The organism is Lysobacter sp. Soil_N_51, from assembly GCF_057655755.1.
Genome location: NZ_JBDGLR010000001.1, coordinates 299,294 through 316,442, shown reverse-complemented (window position 1 = coordinate 316,442; position 17,149 = coordinate 299,294). Strand labels below are relative to the sequence as shown.

General features: G+C 61.3%; 17 protein-coding genes, 1 tRNA gene and 1 pseudogene. 11 read left to right on the top strand and 8 right to left on the bottom strand.

Annotated elements, in window-relative coordinates; all coding sequences use genetic code 11:
- Window positions 1–7: 7 nt before the first annotated feature.
- On the bottom strand, window positions 8–1,750 hold the full coding sequence (locus AC3A4T_RS01440; RefSeq protein WP_487673752.1) for a hypothetical protein: 1,743 nt from the start codon (window positions 1,748–1,750) through the stop codon (window positions 8–10).
- A gap of 278 nt (window positions 1,751–2,028) precedes the next feature.
- Here AC3A4T_RS01440 and AC3A4T_RS01435 point away from each other — a divergent pair, with 278 nt between their 5' ends.
- Window positions 2,029–2,301 (top strand): hypothetical protein, encoded by a 273-nt coding sequence (locus AC3A4T_RS01435; protein WP_487673751.1) that lies wholly within the window; start codon window positions 2,029–2,031, stop codon window positions 2,299–2,301.
- A gap of 229 nt (window positions 2,302–2,530) precedes the next feature.
- On the opposite strand, the gene AC3A4T_RS01430 is transcribed toward AC3A4T_RS01435, so the two are convergent.
- From AC3A4T_RS01430 to AC3A4T_RS01420, 3 genes are all read right to left on the bottom strand, one after another.
- Window positions 2,531–3,571 (bottom strand): hypothetical protein, encoded by a 1,041-nt coding sequence (locus AC3A4T_RS01430; RefSeq protein WP_487673750.1) that lies wholly within the window; start codon window positions 3,569–3,571, stop codon window positions 2,531–2,533.
- A gap of 102 nt (window positions 3,572–3,673) precedes the next feature.
- Window positions 3,674–4,525, bottom strand: coding sequence for an ImmA/IrrE family metallo-endopeptidase (locus AC3A4T_RS01425; protein ID WP_487673749.1), 852 nt, complete (start codon window positions 4,523–4,525; stop codon window positions 3,674–3,676).
- An 11-nt stretch (window positions 4,526–4,536) separates the two neighbouring features.
- The gene (locus AC3A4T_RS01420) at window positions 4,537–4,899 is read right to left on the bottom strand and encodes a hypothetical protein (RefSeq protein ID WP_487673748.1); all 363 of its coding nucleotides are present in this window, start codon (window positions 4,897–4,899) and stop codon (window positions 4,537–4,539) included.
- Window positions 4,900–5,362: 463 nt separating this feature from the next.
- Between AC3A4T_RS01420 and AC3A4T_RS01415 the strand changes: the two genes are divergently transcribed.
- From AC3A4T_RS01415 to AC3A4T_RS01400, 4 genes are all read left to right on the top strand, one after another.
- Window positions 5,363–6,445, top strand: coding sequence for a patatin-like phospholipase family protein (locus tag AC3A4T_RS01415; protein ID WP_487673747.1), 1,083 nt, complete (start codon window positions 5,363–5,365; stop codon window positions 6,443–6,445).
- Window positions 6,445–7,488, top strand: a complete 1,044-nt coding sequence (locus AC3A4T_RS01410; RefSeq protein ID WP_487673746.1) for a cyclic GMP-AMP synthase DncV-like nucleotidyltransferase — start codon at window positions 6,445–6,447, stop codon at window positions 7,486–7,488. The genes AC3A4T_RS01415 and AC3A4T_RS01410 overlap by 1 nt, the downstream gene beginning before the upstream one ends.
- A gap of 149 nt (window positions 7,489–7,637) precedes the next feature.
- A complete protein-coding gene (locus AC3A4T_RS01405; protein WP_487673745.1) occupies window positions 7,638–9,200 on the top strand; it encodes a ThiF family adenylyltransferase in 1,563 nt (520 codons plus the stop codon).
- Between the two features lie 69 nt (window positions 9,201–9,269).
- Entirely contained in the window at window positions 9,270–9,695 is a 426-nt protein-coding gene (locus tag AC3A4T_RS01400) for a Mov34/MPN/PAD-1 family protein (RefSeq protein ID WP_487674029.1), read from the top strand.
- A gap of 325 nt (window positions 9,696–10,020) precedes the next feature.
- On the opposite strand, the gene AC3A4T_RS01395 is transcribed toward AC3A4T_RS01400, so the two are convergent.
- Together AC3A4T_RS01395 and AC3A4T_RS01390 are read right to left on the bottom strand one after the other, a co-directional pair.
- Complete coding sequence (locus AC3A4T_RS01395) at window positions 10,021–10,950, bottom strand: hypothetical protein (RefSeq protein WP_487673744.1); 930 nt, start codon at window positions 10,948–10,950, stop codon at window positions 10,021–10,023.
- Window positions 10,951–11,068: 118 nt separating this feature from the next.
- Complete coding sequence (locus AC3A4T_RS01390; RefSeq protein ID WP_487674042.1) at window positions 11,069–11,674, bottom strand: site-specific integrase; 606 nt, start codon at window positions 11,672–11,674, stop codon at window positions 11,069–11,071.
- A 228-nt stretch (window positions 11,675–11,902) separates the two neighbouring features.
- On the opposite strand from AC3A4T_RS01390, the gene AC3A4T_RS01385 reads away from it, so the two are divergent.
- Complete coding sequence (locus AC3A4T_RS01385) at window positions 11,903–12,079, top strand: hypothetical protein (protein WP_487674041.1); 177 nt, start codon at window positions 11,903–11,905, stop codon at window positions 12,077–12,079.
- Window positions 12,080–12,264: 185 nt separating this feature from the next.
- Here the strand turns inward: AC3A4T_RS01385 and AC3A4T_RS01380 are convergent.
- Both AC3A4T_RS01380 and AC3A4T_RS01375 read right to left on the bottom strand, forming a co-directional pair.
- A pseudogene (locus AC3A4T_RS01380) lies at window positions 12,265–12,396 on the bottom strand (DUF6538 domain-containing protein); the annotation flags it as partial.
- An 80-nt stretch (window positions 12,397–12,476) separates the two neighbouring features.
- A tRNA-Ser gene (locus tag AC3A4T_RS01375) sits at window positions 12,477–12,569 on the bottom strand.
- Window positions 12,570–12,876: 307 nt separating this feature from the next.
- Between AC3A4T_RS01375 and dnaX the strand changes: the two genes are divergently transcribed.
- The 5 genes from dnaX (at window position 12,877) to AC3A4T_RS01350 (ending at window position 17,099) form a co-directional block, all read left to right on the top strand.
- Window positions 12,877–15,195 (top strand): DNA polymerase III subunit gamma/tau, encoded by a 2,319-nt coding sequence (gene dnaX, locus AC3A4T_RS01370; RefSeq protein ID WP_487673743.1) that lies wholly within the window; start codon window positions 12,877–12,879, stop codon window positions 15,193–15,195.
- A gap of 154 nt (window positions 15,196–15,349) precedes the next feature.
- Complete coding sequence (locus AC3A4T_RS01365) at window positions 15,350–15,670, top strand: YbaB/EbfC family nucleoid-associated protein (protein ID WP_036112019.1); 321 nt, start codon at window positions 15,350–15,352, stop codon at window positions 15,668–15,670.
- Between the two features lie 25 nt (window positions 15,671–15,695).
- Entirely contained in the window at window positions 15,696–15,929 is a 234-nt protein-coding gene (locus AC3A4T_RS01360; RefSeq protein WP_036112016.1) for a hypothetical protein, read from the top strand.
- Window positions 15,930–15,996: 67 nt separating this feature from the next.
- Complete coding sequence (gene recR, locus AC3A4T_RS01355) at window positions 15,997–16,593, top strand: recombination mediator RecR (protein ID WP_046657220.1); 597 nt, start codon at window positions 15,997–15,999, stop codon at window positions 16,591–16,593.
- A 152-nt stretch (window positions 16,594–16,745) separates the two neighbouring features.
- A complete protein-coding gene (locus AC3A4T_RS01350) occupies window positions 16,746–17,099 on the top strand; it encodes a histidine triad nucleotide-binding protein (protein ID WP_487673742.1) in 354 nt (117 codons plus the stop codon).
- Window positions 17,100–17,149: the final 50 nt, after the last annotated feature.

Here is a 17,149-nt window from a genome sequence, read left to right as displayed (position 1 = left end):
CCATGCGCTATGAAGTCACCAACAGCTGAGAAGCTTCCTTGGAAATTTCCTGGCGGATACCGGCGTACTGATCGCCGGAAAGCTCGCGCAGCAGCTGATCCTCGATAAACACGTTGGCGTTTTCGGTGAACGCCTTGAGGTATTTGTCCTCGTTGCCGGACTTGGACAACGCGTCGACCACCTTGCCTTTGAGCAGGTCCGTCGCCGCGCCGTCGGCGGCTTCGCCGGCGCCGGTTTCCAGAACCTTGTCCAGCGCGCGCACCGCGCCGCTGTCCTCACCGAACACCGACTTGAACGAAGAACGCAGCCCGGTGCCCAGGCTGTCGCCGCCCGGCAGCAGGCCGACGAACAGATTCATCATCGACTCCAGGTCGGCCTTGCGCGCCGCGTCGTCCTCGGCCTTGTCGCTGAAACCGTCCAGCACCGCTTGCTCGGTCGAGGCCATGAGATGGGTCAGCTTCTGCGTCGCCTGCAGCTTTTCGTTTTCGTTGTCCGAATTCAGTGCGTTGATGTAGTCCTTCGACCACATGTCGGCATTGCCGGCTAGCTTGTTCAACACCTCGGTGCCTTGCTCGTTGGTCGGCGACAGGCCGGTCAGGCGTTCCAGGTTGGCCATGATCCGCACGTTGCGGGTGGAATTGGTTTCGCCGTCCTCGCCGATGCCCGATTCGCCAAGACGCTTGGTGTCGAAAATCTCCGCGCCTTTCTTCAGCATCAACTCGTTCAAGGCTTCCTGTCGGCCTTCCTTGGGCATGTTCTTGTCGGTGTAGAAACCGTTGTCGCCGTAAGGATTGTTGGCCGACTGGGTGTAGACATATTCGGCCAGATCGCCGGCATAGCTGCGCTTGTCGTCGGAATAACGGCTTTCCTTGTCGTTGGCGACCGCCTTGATGATCAGGGTCATCGGATCGCGGTTGTACGCGTCCGACAGCTTGCTGTCGTCGCGGTTGAGCCACGCGTTCTCGGTGGTCACCTTGCTGAAACCCTTGCTGATGTCGTCGATTACCTGCTCGCGTTTTTCCTTGTCCACGCCGTGCAGGATGTTGTTGATCACCGACTGGTCCGGCCCGGCGCGATCGGCCGCGTTGATCAGCAGGCCCAGGTAATCGCCGCGCGAATTGGCGTCCTTGTCGTTGCCGGGCGCGCCGTCGTTGATCTGATCGATCGAGAACTTCTCGACGAACTTCGAGAACTCCTGATTCACGCCGCCCTTGCCGTCGTCCAGGCCAGCGAGCAAGCGGTCGAACACCTCACCGGTGTTGTTCTCGTTCTCGTAACGAGCGCCGGCGCGACTGCCGGCCGGATTCTTGTCGACGATCTCGCCGTCGACGCCGCCCATCTTCAGGAAATCCCAGGTCACGTCCTTGTCGACCTGACCGTTGTTGTAGCCCGAAGCCAGACTGGTCAACACCGTCCTGCGATCGTCGGCGCTGATGCGGCCATCGGCGACGAGCTTGTCGAGCCGATCGCCCTGCAGCCACGAACCGGTCGCGCCTTTATCGCCATCGAAAATCGCGCCCATGAAGCGGCCGCGGTCCTCATCGTTGAGCTTGGGCAGAAAGTCGCTGGCCAGCGCATCCAGACGTTTGTCGTAATCGTCCTTCTTGTGCTTGATATCGCCGACCGAATGCAGTTCCTTCGCCAGATCCTCCAGCTCGGAGCGGCTGGGCGAATGATAGTTGTCGGCTTGTTTCTCGACGCCGAGCTTGACCGCGTCGACTACGCCTCGGATGGCATCCAGTGCTTCCATGATCGTCACCTCTGTTCACGGGAAGGAAGACGACATTCGCGCGACGGGCGCCACGCTCAGTCATGCATGACTGAAGCGTTGAATTTAGTTCGATCTAATTCAACTAGGGGATTCCCTAGAAAATTGGCGGAAACGGGGTGGTTCGGTGATGTGAAGTGGTGTTGGATCACATCTGGGGATATTCATGCTCGAGCTGAGCATTCGAGCGAGCAGCTCCGTGATCGCGGAACCCTTGGGAAGCGCGTCTGAGAACTCAAATCTGATTATTGGTGCAGTCCATGCCGCGGATCAGGCTGTCGTTGCGCTACATTGGGGGCTACCCGCTGGATACGTTGCGCGAGACCTTGGAGCGAGTTCGGTCGGCCGACAAGCGCATCGAGCAAATCTTCGGCCGCGAAGACGTCGTGGATATCACCCCCGAAATCATCCGTCAGCTTGTAGGACAGGGTTGGGAAGAAGCGACTTTGCTGGAAGCAGTTCGGGCGGGAGCGCAGTATTCGCCCTCGCGAAACACGGTGTTGTATCCGGCGGTGTTTGGAGAAGAGGAATAGGTGAGGGTCTAGCCCTGATCACATGGCTGGCGCCCATTCCATTTGTGGACGCTTCGAAAAAAGCAGAGCCCCCTTTCGAGGGCTCTTATCGGGTCGTTTTTTCTTCTAAGCCGCCTTGCGGCGGTGAACGAGGTAACACCCCCGCGATCGCGGGGAATGACCCGATGCATGGAGGGTAGGGCAGTCAATTCAACTGTCAAGCTGGTGAAGCAAGATGGCGCCGCTCGGGTTAGCCAAACCCCTTCTCGTAGCGAAACTCTCCGAGCAGCCCCCGCATGAGATCCCCATCAAGCTGTTCAAACTCGAGAACGAGTTCCTCGCCAGGTGCCCGCGGCTTCGCTGGACCATCATGCGGTGCGTTCTTGGTGTGTCCCCGGACCCGCTCACCGTTCGACTTGATATAGGGGAGAAGGACAATTCGGCCGAAGTTCGCCGAATGTATCTTGCCTTCGAACCAGATTGCTTCGTCATCCTCGCTGTCTGCGCTTCCACTGCGCTCCTTCACTTGCCAGCCAATACCGCCTTGTTCATACCAGAATACGTAGCTGCCCCAAACTACGGCACGTTTGCCGCGTGTTAGTGCGTCTGCCAGGAGCTGCTGCACACCACGCATCGTGAGGATGCGACTGGCCTCGGGGAGCAGCATCTGCCTGATCGCCGCCTTCGTTCTTCCGTAGTGATCGAACTCGTTCAGGCCGAACCCGTTTGCAATCGGGGCTCGGTGAGCACCTCTGAGGCCCTTGCGATTAGCGAGAAAAGACTTGGACCAAGAGCCATCATCGCGCCGTTGAGCCATGCGTCTGCGTCGCCCATCGCCAAATGCGATTGAGCGAATATAAGGATGCTTAGTGAGTGCCGTTTCGATTTCTATACGGTAGGTTTCGTCATCCGGATGCAGTCGAGCGGGCAGCATGGCGACAGGAGTTTCAGACAACCCACGGGCTCGCCCAATTGCCAGCATTAGTTCTTCTTCTTGCTGCAAGCGTTGGTGCGACTGGCGAGCTTTTTGAGCTCGAAGTTGAAGAGAAAGGCGGCGTTCGGCGTCGGGCTCATTGGCGAGTTCCTGATCAAAAAATGCATTGAGTTCATGTTCGCGCGCCTGCGCCTCCTCCCGTGTAGAAAAAGCCCTGGCAGGAATATTGGGTGTGTCGTTCGGGTGGTGTCGCCGCCAAGATGGAGGCGATCCACCTTTCGCGACAAGGACTTGAACGAACCAAAAGTTGTAGTAAGGATCGAACTCGGTTCGAGCACTAATGTATTGGGTAGTCATATAAAACAACAACGCCTCGTCTATTAGTTTAGAAGCCGCAGACGCGAGCGGCAGCGTCGTCGCTATCTTTCCTTTCGTGTGGCAACGCGCGTGGACCTCGTCCTATTTGCGTGGCCACGGCAGTTGTCCCGTTAGGGCCGGCAATCGCTCATCGTCCTCGTCCCTATCAGTAGACTGCTCAGTTGATCCACCTACGTGCTCGAATGTTAGAAGCGACAAGGTTTGCTTCCACGCCGCCATGTGGAGCGCTTCTTCATAACAAGCGTAGTTGTCTGCGGGTGCGCTGTTGCTCCAATCCGATGCATCGAGATCTTCGGTATCGAAGCGACTTCCGTTGTGAAGCAGCTTGGATGCTGCGGACCCGCTTGGAAGTTTTATCCCCCGTTCGATATAGATCCCGGCATCGCGCACAGCAGCAGATGACAGTGCCAGTTGGATGCTTCCATCCTCGGCATAGACATAGGCGACAAGTTCACGCGAGGCGCGCACAAAGCTCGATGCGATGCATCGATGCGAAGCTTGGAACTGCTCGGTGAGCGTTTGAAGGGTTTCAACCGTGAAGGGCAGGCTAGACGCCAGTGGTCGGATCAGATGCAGAGGCACTAAGCATGCAGCCGCGAAGGCATCACATAGTTTTTCTTCTGGCGGACGACCTGCGAAGCGTTCAAGCTCGTTGGAGGGAAGCATCTCGCCATGCTTAGAAGGAACGTCCAGCACGTGATGGGCGACTTCGTGCAGCATGGTGAAGCGTTGACGATAAGGATCATCGTTTTGGTTGATGCAGATGATCTTTCGGCCAGCTTTGGGAAACGTGTTGCCAGCCTGATTAGGAGGGAGGTCTGCAAACTTGACCTCGAAGCCCAGTCCTTGGGCGATGCCAACTGCGTCGACGGGTGCCGACGCAATGTCCTTGACTAGGGCATGGGCTCTGCCCATTGCAATCAGCTCGTCCATGAGGCGATCTCCTACATCGAGCGCACGAGCTCGATGATCTTCATCCAGTCATCTTGGGTGGTGGGACGGGTGCCACGAAAGCTCATAGTGGCCGCCGGCTCGATGTCTTCAATCGGGATCTCGGGATGCTGGTTGATCAACTCGAAGAGCGCATCATCAATAGGGGTTTTGGACAGGAGGGCCAAGATTTCGGTGTCTCTGGGTCCGAGCTCTAAGGCCCGTGCCATCTTCCCAACCGTGTCCTCAGAAGGTGCCGTGCGATGCCCGCTGGCGAGGCGCCATAAGTAGACGTGGTCCAAGTCTTCCACGCGTTCACTGAGCTGGCGGAAGCTCGTGCCCTCCTTCTTCAAGGAGACAAAACCCTTTAAATCCATGCACTTAGTCTCTTACTTGTACGGTTCTCGCGCGCAGTATAAGCTGTTGCCCGAGTCAGAAACACCGTGCATCAGATGAGGCCGTGAACGCGGTCATATTTTGGACCTCGGTGTTGCCTGGCGAGGCAGCGCCCGCCTCGGCGGGCTTTTTTAGAGTCAGGCTGTTGCCTGGAATGGAAACGAGGAAATGCGCGATGAGCAAGACCAGCGGTTTGAAGCCCGGGCAGACGGCTCCCCGGTCCGGCCAGTATCAGATCACCGGCCCGCGTGGTGGCCAAGGTCCGGAGCGGACGGTTGTGAGGGGCGAACCCCTTCCGCCTACCCCGAGTCCGCGGTCTACCTACACCTTGGTCGATCCGACCAAAACGAAGTAATCACCAAAGTCGCGACCGGTGCGACGGCCATCACATTCAATCCGGTCGCAACTCTTCCGTTTGCCCCTCCGTCCTCTGAGGAGATTTTGATGAAGCCCTTTCGGGTGCTCTGCTTAGACGGCGGAGGAATGCGAGGCGTATATCAGGCCGCTTACCTGCGGGCCTTCGCTGCTCGCGTGTGTGGTGAAGGCGATACCGAACTGGACGTAGGAAGGTGCTTTGACTTGATTGTCGGCACCAGCACCGGCGGCATCGTTGCTTCCGCCCTGGCGGCGGGGGAACCCCTCTCCAAGGTGGACCGGCTCTATGAGGAACACGGCAAGGAAATTTTTCCGGGGCAGTGGATCCGCCGTGTTCCGTGGTTGGGGTTGGTCATTCCGTTACTTGGTCTCGGCACGCGGCGCGGAGAGACGGCGCTCAGGAGCGCGCTCGAAGCGACCTTCCAGGACAAGACCTTTCGGTATGTCCAAGACGTCCGGGGCATCAGCCTGGCGTTGACGTCGATCGATATGGCACGCCACGCGGCGGTCGTGTTCAAAACGCGCCACCTGCGTCGGCTCAATGGCCGCGACGACAACCGCACACTGGTGGATGCCTGCATGGCCACTACCGCGGCTCCGATCCTGCGCGCTTTGGCGCGACTTACCGAGCCGGGCGGTGAGGCCCACGTGGTTTATGCCGACGGCGGTCTGTGGGCAAACAACCCCGGGGCTCTCGGCGCGATCGAAGCGGTCGAAATCCTTGGAGATCGGGAAGAGGCGCGCCCGATCCACCTTTTCATGTTGGGCGCACTCCCGGCACAGGGCGGAGAGGAGCTCTCAGATCGACGCCGGTATCGCGGTGCCTTGGGATGGAAAGGCGGGTTGCATGCGATCAGCGCGAGCCTCAACTCGCAGGCGGTTGGATACGACTACCTGAGCAAGAAGATCCTGGAACTGCGAAAGGACGAAAGCATGGCGTTCCGCTTGCCTGCGCAGTGCCCATCCGAGCAACTCCTCAAATACATCCAGAACATGGATGACGCCAGGCCAAAGGTGCTCAACGCCCTTCGCCGTCAGGCGACTTCCGATGTCGACTACGCATGGGCTCAGTCGGTCAAGCCCGGAAGCGAGATGGCGCACTTTCGCGCAGCACTGACCGATGGCCTTTGTAAGCAGAAAGGAGAAGGGTAATGGCTGTTTTTGATTGTGGCGACGACATGGAGAAATTCCATGACAACAAGATCAACCTGAGCACGAACGAGCGCACCGAGATGCGCGAGCGACGCAATACCGGTCGCCGCCGCTTGGAGATCGGACTGGATGAAGAAGAACATCCGCAGCCGAAGATCACCTGCACTCAGGGATCCTACGCGATGCATACGATGGTTCAGGATCCGGAGTGCGACTACGACATCGACGATGGGATCTACTTCGCCGAAGACGATCTTGTTGACGACCTTGGTTTGCCGCTCACACCGCAAGAGGCCAAGGAACGGGTGTGCGCAGCGCTATCGCGCGACAAGCGCTTCGCCAGCCCGGCAGAAGTGTTTCCCAAATGCGTCCGGCAGGTCTACTACGCGGGTTATCACATTGACATGCCGGTCTATCGCATCCGAAAGGAGGATGATGGCCAAGGCGGCAAGCGGGAGGTCTTCGAACTGGCGGGTGATGGCAGTTGGGACGCATCCGACGCACGTGCGACCACGCGGTGGTTCCGGAAGGAGGTCTCGACGCGGAACGAAACGAACGAGGACGAAGGTGAGCAGATGCGCCGCATCACCCGTCTCACCAAAGGTCAGGCACGTAGTCGTGAAGACTGGAAGGATGAGACGACCAGCGGGATCGTGATCACGAAGCTGGTGGTGGATAACTTCGTGCCCTCCGCCGGGCGCGACGACGAGGCTCTGCTGAATACGTGGAAGACAATCGAGGCACAGCTCAAAAAGTCGACGGTCATAGCTCACCCGGTGAACGCCTCGAACTTGGCAGAGGAGGGCAACCCGAAAGTAGCCTTCTTCCGGGACAAGCTCAGCGAGGCACTCGAAGAACTTGCGATCCTGGAAAAGGGTTGCACGCGGTCTGAGGCTCGCAAGGCGTGGGATGCCGTTTTCGACAGCGGCTATTTCCAGAAGCTCCCCGATCCGACCGTTAAGGAGGACGCCACGAAGGCGTTCTTTATCGCCACGTCGGACAAGTCCGATGTCCGCAATGATGGCAATGGCCGCTTTGGCTGAGGACGAGGCGTCTGGACTTCACGGCAAACCAGGTTGAGGAGATTGAGCAGGGTCTGGATCAGTCCAGGCCCGGCTCGTGGCGCCGCTTGCGTCCGGAAGAGGAAGGCGCGTTCTCGCGCTTTGGGCTGGTAGCGGCATGGCGAGTAGACATGCCCGCGGACTGGCACCGCCATCCGTTGATCGACCACGTTGTGGTCGGTATCAACGCAGTGTTTCCCTTCTCAGACCCGGTTGTCGTCACGCTGCAAGGTGTTGCCAAAGACGCGCCGCATTGGCCGCACATCGACCCGACGGGAAATGTCTGTCTTGGTAGGCTCCGCTATTCCTCGCCTGCGGCAACGCGAATTCTGAGCACCTTGCAAGATGCGCTGACGGTCTTGGATATGCCGGAAGAAGAACGCAACGCTGAGCATCGGCGTGAGTTTCTATCCTATTGGGCGCAGCTGGGACAGCCCACACGCACCCCCTACCTTAGCCTGATGGGTGGGGCGAAAAGTTCCAGGGATATCGCCTATTACAACGACCCGCGCCATGGGGTCTTCTTTGCGGAAGATGCGACGCAGCTCAATGAGTGGCTGGCGCGCATCGGAAAGCAGCCGCCGAAAGTCGCGTCTACTACACACCTCATTTGGCTGGATCAGCCGCTCCTGCCGGATCAATTTCCCAAGACTGGCAGGGAAGTTATTGCATTGGCCGGGGCGCGCGCACTTGAACCACACGTGCGACCGGGAGGTGTGCTTCCTGTGCTGCTCGGCTGTGAGATCGACGGCAACCCGGTGTATGTCTGCGCGGAAATCGAAGGCATCAGCATTAAAGATGCCGCGAAGGGGTTCCGACCATCCAGGCCGCGGCCGCCGGCTCTGATCGCCGCGAGTTTCCATGCGAGACCCGCAGTGCGCAGGAGCGTTCAGCGGGCTGACTACGCGTGGGTGCATGGACGCGGCAAGAATGCCGATATCGAGGTGATGCGTGGCAAACGTGTCGCGATTGTAGGTTGTGGCGCGCTCGGTGGCTCCCTGGCAAAGGCGCTTGCCCAAGCGGGTGTTGGCTCCCTGCTTTTGATCGATTCCGATGAGCTAGTTCCGAGCAACGTCGGGCGACACGTGCTTGGCATGGAGGCCGTAGGCCAGGACAAATCGTCAGCTCTTGCAAAAAGGCTCCGTGCGGATTTTCCTCACGCAGTGGACTTTGACGCCTGGAAGGGGGCGATCCAGAACGCCAGTGCGGAGCAGAAGATTGAACTTGCCGCTTTCGATCTAGTGGTGGCCGCCGGCATCAATCTGGCTGGCGAGTTGGCCTTAAACCACTGGCGGCAGGAACTGGGAACCCCACCACCACTCATTTGGACATGGATCGAGGAGTTTGCGGTTGCGGGGCACGCGGTTGCCCTTGTTGATGGCGCCGATTTGGCCAGATCTCTCAATGCTGATGGAGAATTTCATATGCGGCTTACTTCCGATTGGCCGGCGGGGCAGGGCTACGCGCTAGAAGCCGGTTGTGGTGTTGCATATCAGCCGTATAGCGCTGCCGACATGATGGGCACAATCAATTGCGCGCATCGTCTTTGCCTTGATGTCTTGCTTGGGAAGCAGCAGGGCAGCATCGTTCGGTCTTGGCTGGGTGATCGGGATATCGCCGCCGCAAGTGGATGCACGATTGATGGCGCGTTTGAACGCTCATTTTGCGAAATTTCACGTGTTTGGGGCTGGTAGGTGACCATCGTTGCCACATTGCCAGAAAGCTCACAGCGCATCGTGATTGAGGAAGGGGTGTTTGGCCATATGGCGCGGCATCGGCAACTATCCTGGTATTCCAGAGAGGCGGGGGGCCAACTTTTCGGATCAATCAATGAGGGTGAAGTGGTGGTCTCGGTCGCAACGGGGCCCTACCGCGGAGATCAACGTTGGCGGTCTAGCTATCGATCCAACGCTAAGGCTGCTCAACGGGCGATCGACTGGCATGCCAAGAATGGGCTTCTCTACCTAGGGGAGTGGCACACGCACCCGGAAGAGCATCCAAAGGCGTCCACGGCTGATCAGGACGCGATGGCAAGCTTACGTCGTGCGTCGCAGACTCGTTTGAACAACTTACTCATGGTGATCCAAGGCTGCTCGGATGGAGTTGGTGGCTTAGCGCTCTACTCATTTGGGTCAGCGGGGCTCGTCCGATGGGCAATCATCGATGATCGTCAGCCGAGCCTTGGCTAGTATATGCGTGAGGTAGGTTGCGGTTGACAACAGCCGATCTTGCCCTAGCTTCATGCCTTTAGAAGCGAGGGCTGGGGTAGATGAGGAACGAATATGAGGGGTGCTCGATAAATGATGCGGAGAAGCGGATCTGGCTGACCGCATATCTCCGCGGACTGGCTGCGGGTGCGCCCGATGACGCAGCAGAGGCTGCAGAGTATGCAATCCGCCTTTATGCGCAGCGCTGGACGGACAAATCGCCTATGACTCCGGCTGAGACTGAGCGAGAGGCGGCATTTCAGGCTGCGGCCCGCCGCGCCTCAGAAATTCTCGATCGTCAACACCGCTAGCGTCGGGGTGTCCGCGATTTCACTTCCGGGTGTCGATCATGTTCGAGGGGAGCAGGATAGCTCGATGAAGCTCGACGGCGATGCGCACCACTTCTGATCGTGCTTGTGTCGTCAGGAGAGTCGAGTTCGTAGGCCTTTACGATCCGATGTAAGGCGCCGGTCCTTCCCACGATATCAAATACGGATCCCTTAGAAGATGTGATGATGGCGCAGAAGGGAATGTCTTCATCACTGCATAGAAAGTTCACGTATTCCTGAAATTCCTCGAGTTCTAAGCCCAAGTGGCGCCAAGCCACGCCGTTCGCTGCGAGATTGGTTTCGGCCGCGATCCTAGCTATGCGAGTGTGCACCATATCCAGCGTGGCCTCGTTGACGTCTACGCAATCAATATCCTCGTGATCTTCCTGATCTAAGTCCGATTCAGATGCAGAAAGTGTGTATCTGTCCAGGAAGGCGGAAGCCCCGCCGCAGTGTCGATCTAAGAGGCTCTGCGCATGCAGACCCAATAAATAGGGGGCGACTACCGGCTGTGCCTGTGGCCCACGGTCGCCAGGCCGCCAGTATGCAAAGTGGTGCGCAGCGAGAGACTGCGCGACGATGCGATTTTTTGGAGATAGAAATGGGTCTTCGTTGCTCTGGTTTTGTATGGCGATAATTTCGGAAACAAGCTTTCTGTAGGCGGACTTTTCCCGTTCGGCACCTGTGACCGACTCCCTTTCATACTTGAACTTATCCTTGTTTGCTTTAATTTCAAACAGAAAAAGGCGCTCTCCCATCTTAATTATATTGTCGCCGAGCCGACGCTCAGATTTGTTGCTGAGCTGCAGATTGAGTTCGACTGGCTTATTTGCAGATATGCCTTTCCGATATTGCCAATCGATGATTGCCTTTACTACTGACTTTTCATCGGGAGTCAAAGTGGTCATTGCAAATTCCGTTTGCCATGGGTGAGTAGCTAGCTTAGTGACGTGAGGGCGGCGGCGAAATAGAGAGCCCCAAGTCCGGGCGTCGAGAACTGACCGGACTTCACACCGTGCAACTTCTCTAACGGCGTGAACTCACGGCTATACACGGCGTGGTGTTCGTCATCGAGCTCGTGCCCGACGATCTGAGCTCGCATTTCGGATGCGACGCCCTTGCCTTGCAGCTCCTGGATGACCGATTTACGAAGAGAGTGAAAGCCTCGCTTGGCCGGCGGCATTGGCTGCCCACCTTCTTCAAGTAGTTGCCGACGGCCTTGGTGATCCAGTTGCCTCGGCCATTGATCGCATCGATCTTGCCCTTCGGGAAGAACTGCGACTCATTGGCCTTGACCAGGGTCTGCACGTGATCGAGGAAGCCCAACCGAATGAGCTCGGGGTGGATAGGCACCACGCGCTTGCTAGGCTCGCTTTTCAGACTCTGACCTTCGCCTTCATCTGTGAAGCTGAAGCAGAGAATGCTGTCTAGCTCGATGATGTCCAAGATCCGGAGCTGGCCCACTTCCGCAACGCGCGCGCCGGTATACAGCCCAATCAGGCATGCCCACCGCGCGTGGAACGAAAGCTTGGCGAAGTTCTCCGGGGCGAAAAGGATCTGGATCTCTTCCGCGGTGAACGCCTTGAAGCCGAACTTCCTGCGCTTGCGCTTCTCGTTGGCGGTATAGGACACGTGCCCGGCGGCGGGGTTGTCGCCTGCGGGTAGTGGCCAGACGCCATCGCCCAGGCGAAAAAACCGTGCTTGCCACCGATATACGACTGCTTGTTGGTCAGAGTGGGCGTTGAGATCTTCTCGTCGCGCAGGTGCTGATACCAGCGGGCCAGATCGGGTCGGGTGAGAGAGTGGACCTGGCGTGTCTCTCCCACGAAGCGGACTAGCCCTTCGATCTCGGCTGATTTGATGCTCAGGGTCTTCTTGGTCGTGCTGGGGGCGATCGACTTGATCCAGGCCTCTTTGGCCTGCTTCATTGAAATGACTTCGGCGACCTTGGGGACGGGTGGAGCCGTCGGCTCGGGCGAGCGGGCCAAGAAGCCGACCGATCCGATGCGCGCCAGCGCATCCATCGCCAAGGCATGATCCTCAGGCCCGTCGACTTTCAGCCGACCCGATTGCAAGTCGAGTTCGTAGCGGCTCAGGCCATTGGCCTGCACGCTGGCGAGGATGTCCTCAGGCTTCGGAGGTTTAGGCATTCCTTGCCAACCCAGCTGCTCGAAAATCTGAGCATAGCGGGCGGCCAAGCTAAGTGCTTGCTGTTGTGCGAGACGTGCGTCGGTCGTGCACAAGGCATGCTTGATGACCGAGCGCTTCATCAGTGCTTGAAGTGCACGCGGCACACGCAGGCGGAAAACGAAACGGCCTGAGGGATTGCGAACCAGGTAGTGGGGAAGTCGCATCGGGAGTGTCCCGATCGGTGTCTCACAAGCGATTCTGAATCCAAGAAAAAAGCCGTTGAAAATCAACGGCTTATTCTATTTGGCGGAGAGAGGGGGATTCGAACCCCCGAAGCGCGGTTTAGACGCTTACACACTTTCCAGGCGTGCTCCTTCAACCACTCGGACACCTCTCCGGACCTGTCCGGCCGCATGCGCGGGCCGTGCAGAGCCGGGGATTCTAGCGGCGACGGGTCGCGGTAACAAGCCACGCCGTGGGTCGGGCGCCGGGAGCGGGGCGGCGCTCGGGCGCGAGGGTGGGGCGTGGCACAATGCCGGGGTGCGTTTGGGTCCGCCGGCGGTGTCCGCCCGGGGACCCGTGTCGCGGCGGCCGCGACGGTCGCCGGCGCGGGCATCCGGCCGGTCCGGACGCCCGCCGCCGGTCCGTCGCACGCCCCAGCCGTCGCTCTTCCGCCCCGCCTGCTCAACGTTTTCAAGGATCCGATGTCCTATCTCGTCCTCGCCCGCAAATGGCGCCCCAAGCGTTTCGCCGAACTGGTCGGGCAGGAGCACGTGGTACGCGCGCTGACCAATGCGCTCGGCACCGGCCGCGTGCACCACGCCTTCCTGTTCACCGGTACCCGCGGCGTCGGCAAGACCACGATCGCGCGCATCTTCGCCAAGTCGCTGAACTGCGAGCACGGCACCTCGGCCGATCCGTGCGGGCAGTGCAGCGCCTGTCTGGACATCGACGCCGGCCGCTACATCGACCTGCTCGAGATCGACGCCGCCAGCAACACCGGCGTGGACGACGTGCGCGAGGTGATCGACAACGCCCAGTACATGCCCAGCCGCGGACGGGTCAAGGTCTATCTGATCGACGAAGTCCACATGCTGTCGAAGTCGGCGTTCAACGCGCTGCTCAAGACGCTGGAGGAGCCGCCGGGGCACGTCAAATTCCTGCTCGCCACCACCGACCCGCAGAAACTGCCGGTGACGGTGCTGTCGCGCTGCCTGCAGTTCAACCTCAAGCGCCTGGACGAGCAGCAGATCAGCGGGCAGATGACCCGCATCCTCGCCGCCGAGGGCATCGGCGTGGACGAATCGGCGATCCGTCAGTTGGCCAAGGCCGCCGACGGCAGTCTGCGCGACGGTCTGTCGTTGCTCGATCAGGCGATCGCGTACGCCGGCGCGGGCGGCGATGCGCCGCTCGAGGGCGCCGCGGTCGCGGCGATGCTGGGTTCGGTCGACCGCACCCGGGTCGGCGCGGTGTTGTCGGCGCTGGCCGATGGCGAGGGTCAGCGCCTGCTCGATGAGGTCGCGACCCTGGCCGAATTCTCGCCGGACTGGGGCAGCGTGCTTGAAGCGCTCGGCGACGCCTTGCACCGGATCCAGGTGCGGCAGTTGGTGCCCGAGGCCTTGGTCGAGGCCGATGGGGTCGATGTCGATCATCTGGCCGCGCAGTTGCGGCCGGAGCTGGTGCAGCTGTGGTACCAGATGAGCGTCAACGGCCGCCGCGATCTGCCGCTGGCGCCGAGCCCGCGCGCGGGTTTCGAAATGAGTGTGTTGCGCATGCTCGCGTTCCGGCCGAGCGCGGCGGGCGAACCGGCCTCGGCCGGTCCCGGCCCGTCCTCGGGCGGTCGCAGCGAACCGGTGCGTTCGGCCAACGCCGCCGCGCAGGCCGCAGCCGCTATTCGCGAGATGGGGACGCCTGGCCGCAGTGCCGCGCCGACTCAGAGTGCGCCGCTCGACAGCGCGCCGAAATCGGCCGCGCCGCCGCAGAATCCGCTGCGCGAGGCCGCGCCGCCGTCGCGCGAGGCAATGCCGTCGCGCGAGCCGGCGCCACGCGCCGCCGCGCAGGAACAGACCGACGATCGGCCGCCGTGGGCGCTGCCCGAGCCGGCGCCTGTGCGCGCCGCGCCGCCGGTGTCGGTCGAACCAGCGATGCCGACGCCGCCGCGCAGCGAGCCTGCCGCGCCGCGCACTGCGCCGGTGTCTGCGGCCAGCGAGCCGGCGCCGTCGATGCGGGTGAGTGAGTCCAGGCCGGCCGACGCATTCGTCGCCGTCCGCGACGAACCGCTGTGGCCGGAAGACGAACCCCTGCACGACAAGCCGCCGGCGCGGGTCGCCGCGGCAGCGGTCGACGCCAGGCCCGAGCCCACGGTCGAAAAGAACGTCGCGCCGGCCCCGATCGAAACCTGGGCCGAGCCGACGCGTGAGCCCGCGCATGACACGGCGGCTGCGCAAACGGCATCACCGGCGATGCACGGTGAACCGCAGCGCAGCACCGCGGCGCCGGAAGCCATCCACTGCGAACCGCCGCGCGACGATATGTTCGCCGCGCCGTCCGCGCCTCCCGTCGCGGCGGCACCCGTCTCCGAGCCGATCACCATGCCCGCGCGCGCCGCCGCGACGGGTTCGTCGTCTGCGGGTATCGCCGACGACGATGCGTGGCATGCCATCGTCGACGCCAGCGGCCTGCGCGGCCCGGCCCGGATCCTGGCCGAGCACGCCGGTTTCATCGGTTACGCCGACGGCGTGCTGAACCTGTCGCTGAGCCCCGACGACGACCACCTGCGCGCGCCGGCCCTGATCCAGCGGGTCGCCGATGCGTTGGCAACACGCCTGGGCGTGGCGCCGCAGATCCGCTTCGAAACCGTCAAGTCCGGCGAGTCGCTGCATGCGCGCAACCAGCGCGCGCGCGATCAGCGCCAGGCGGCGGCCGAGGACATGTTCATGAACGATCCCGACGTGCGCCGGCTGATCGAGGATCACGGCGCCAAGGTCGTGGCCGACTCGATCCGGCCGTTCGACGACGCCTGAGGCCGCGCGACCGCGGCGGCCCTTGCGTCGGGCCGCTTGCGGCCCAAAAACAGGATCGGTATTCATACCGATGACGTGTGGCCGCGCCATCCTCGCGGCGCTCGCACAGATCACTGCACCACCCGACCAGACAACTCACGACAGGCAGGACACCATGCGCGGCAACATCGCCCAACTCATGCAACAAGCGCAGAAGATGCAGGAAAACGTGCAGCGCGCCCAGGAAGAATTGGCCAAGATCGAAGTCACCGGCAGCGCCGGCGCCGGCATGGTCACCGTGACCCTGACCGGGCGCATGGAATGCCGCAAGGTGCGGATCGATCCGTCGGTCATCAGCGACGCGGAAATGGCCGAGGACCTGGTCGCCGCGGCGTTCAACGACGCGGTCAACAAGATCAACGCCGAGTCGCAGACCCGCATGTCGGCCGCCACCGCCGGCATGCCGATGCCGCCGGGCATGAAGCTGCCGTTCTGATAACGAAACCACGGAACGCACGCACATGGGTTTTCATATCGGCCTCACCGCCGCGCTGATCGCGGCGATCCTGCTGGGCCTGGACGTCTACACGACCTGGGCGATCTGGCGCGAGCCGGACCTGACCGGCGCGCAGAAAGCGGTGCAATCGGCCTTCGTCTGGCTGCTGCCGCTGCTCGGCGCGATCGTCTGCCTCAACGTGGTGCGCGCGATGAATCGCGAACCGGTCGCGCGCAGCAACTTCACTCCATCCGAGTGAACGTCGTCGTGCCGACCGTCGCGCGTTCTTGCTCGCTCATGCGCCTGCTCGTGAGCCGGACCGGCGCATGAGCAGCGCGTTGCTCGAACAGCTGATCGACGCGTTCCGGGTGTTGCCCGGTGTCGGCCAGAAGTCGGCCCAGCGCATGGCCTACCACGTGCTCGAACGCGAGCGCGCGGGCGGCCAGCGCCTGTCCAACGCCCTGGCCGAGGCGATCGAGAAGATCGGCCATTGCGTGCGCTGCCGCGACTTCAGCGAAACCGAGGTCTGCGCGACCTGCGCCAGCGGCTCGCGCGACGCGCATCTGCTGTGCGCGGTGGAATCGCCGGCCGACCGTCTGGCGATCGAGCAGGCCACCGGTTACCGCGGGCTGTATTTCATTCTGCAAGGCCGCTTGAGCCCGCTCGACGGCATCGGCCCGCGCGAACTGGGCCTGGACCGTTTGGCCGCGCGTCTGGCCGAGGGCGAGGTGCAGGAACTGATCGTCGCGACCAATCCCACCGTCGAAGGCGAGGCCACCGCGCATTACCTGGCCCAGCTCGCGCGCCAGCACCAGGTGCGTCCGAGCCGGCTCGCGCACGGCGTGCCGCTGGGCGGCGAACTCGAATATGTCGACCGCGGCACGTTGTCGCATGCGTTCGGCAGTCGTAGTGAGATGGGTTGAGAGCGGGGATTTGGGATTGGGGATTCGGGATTGGCAAGAGCGGGTGGATCGGCGAGGTCGGTGCAGGCTCGGCACGCGGACCGGCGTCGGCGAAATCGTCGCTTATCCGGTGTAACGTAATCCCTAATCTCCAATCCCGAATCCCGGCCCTCATGACCGACTCCACCATCTTCGGCAAGATCATCCGTCGCGAACTGCCCGCCGACATCGTGTACGAGGACGACGATCTGATCGCGTTTCGTGACATCGCGCCGCAGGCGCCGGTGCACGTGCTGTTCGTGCCCAAGACGCCGATCGCGACGCTCAACGATCTGCAGGCAGAGCAGGCGGTCATCGTCGGCAAGTTGGCGCACGCGGCCGCGGCGTATGCGCAGCGCGAAGGCTTCGCGCAGGACGGCTATCGGCTGGTGATGAATTGCAACGAGCATGGTGGGCAGACCGTGTTCCAACTGCATCTGCATCTGCTGGCGGGCGCGCACCTGGGGCGGTTCGGTACGCCGCATTGATCGGTTTGCGGGTTGGGCGATCCGCCTCCTTTGCCTTTGCTATTCCCCCC

Bases quoted from the DNA above. Each gene is read 5' to 3' on its own strand.
- AC3A4T_RS01400 (WP_487674029.1), top strand. From the start codon at position 9,270: ATGGCGCGGCATCGGCAACTATCCTGGTATTCCAGAGAGGCGGGGGGC.
- AC3A4T_RS01420 (WP_487673748.1), bottom strand. From the start codon at position 4,899: ATGGATTTAAAGGGTTTTGTCTCCTTGAAGAAGGAGGGCACGAGCTTC.
- AC3A4T_RS01365 (WP_036112019.1), top strand. From the start codon at position 15,350: ATGCGCGGCAACATCGCCCAACTCATGCAACAAGCGCAGAAGATGCAG.
- AC3A4T_RS01395 (WP_487673744.1), bottom strand. From the start codon at position 10,950: ATGACCACTTTGACTCCCGATGAAAAGTCAGTAGTAAAGGCAATCATC.
- AC3A4T_RS01405 (WP_487673745.1), top strand. From the start codon at position 7,638: ATGCCCGCGGACTGGCACCGCCATCCGTTGATCGACCACGTTGTGGTC.
- AC3A4T_RS01425 (WP_487673749.1), bottom strand. From the start codon at position 4,525: ATGGACGAGCTGATTGCAATGGGCAGAGCCCATGCCCTAGTCAAGGAC.
- AC3A4T_RS01415 (WP_487673747.1), top strand. From the start codon at position 5,363: ATGAAGCCCTTTCGGGTGCTCTGCTTAGACGGCGGAGGAATGCGAGGC.
- recR (WP_046657220.1), top strand. From the start codon at position 15,997: ATGAGCAGCGCGTTGCTCGAACAGCTGATCGACGCGTTCCGGGTGTTG.
- AC3A4T_RS01350 (WP_487673742.1), top strand. From the start codon at position 16,746: ATGACCGACTCCACCATCTTCGGCAAGATCATCCGTCGCGAACTGCCC.
- AC3A4T_RS01430 (WP_487673750.1), bottom strand. From the start codon at position 3,571: ATGACTACCCAATACATTAGTGCTCGAACCGAGTTCGATCCTTACTAC.
- AC3A4T_RS01385 (WP_487674041.1), top strand. From the start codon at position 11,903: ATGCTCAGGGTCTTCTTGGTCGTGCTGGGGGCGATCGACTTGATCCAG.
- AC3A4T_RS01410 (WP_487673746.1), top strand. From the start codon at position 6,445: ATGGCTGTTTTTGATTGTGGCGACGACATGGAGAAATTCCATGACAAC.
- AC3A4T_RS01360 (WP_036112016.1), top strand. From the start codon at position 15,696: ATGGGTTTTCATATCGGCCTCACCGCCGCGCTGATCGCGGCGATCCTG.
- dnaX (WP_487673743.1), top strand. From the start codon at position 12,877: ATGTCCTATCTCGTCCTCGCCCGCAAATGGCGCCCCAAGCGTTTCGCC.
- AC3A4T_RS01440 (WP_487673752.1), bottom strand. From the start codon at position 1,750: ATGGAAGCACTGGATGCCATCCGAGGCGTAGTCGACGCGGTCAAGCTC.
- AC3A4T_RS01435 (WP_487673751.1), top strand. From the start codon at position 2,029: ATGCCGCGGATCAGGCTGTCGTTGCGCTACATTGGGGGCTACCCGCTG.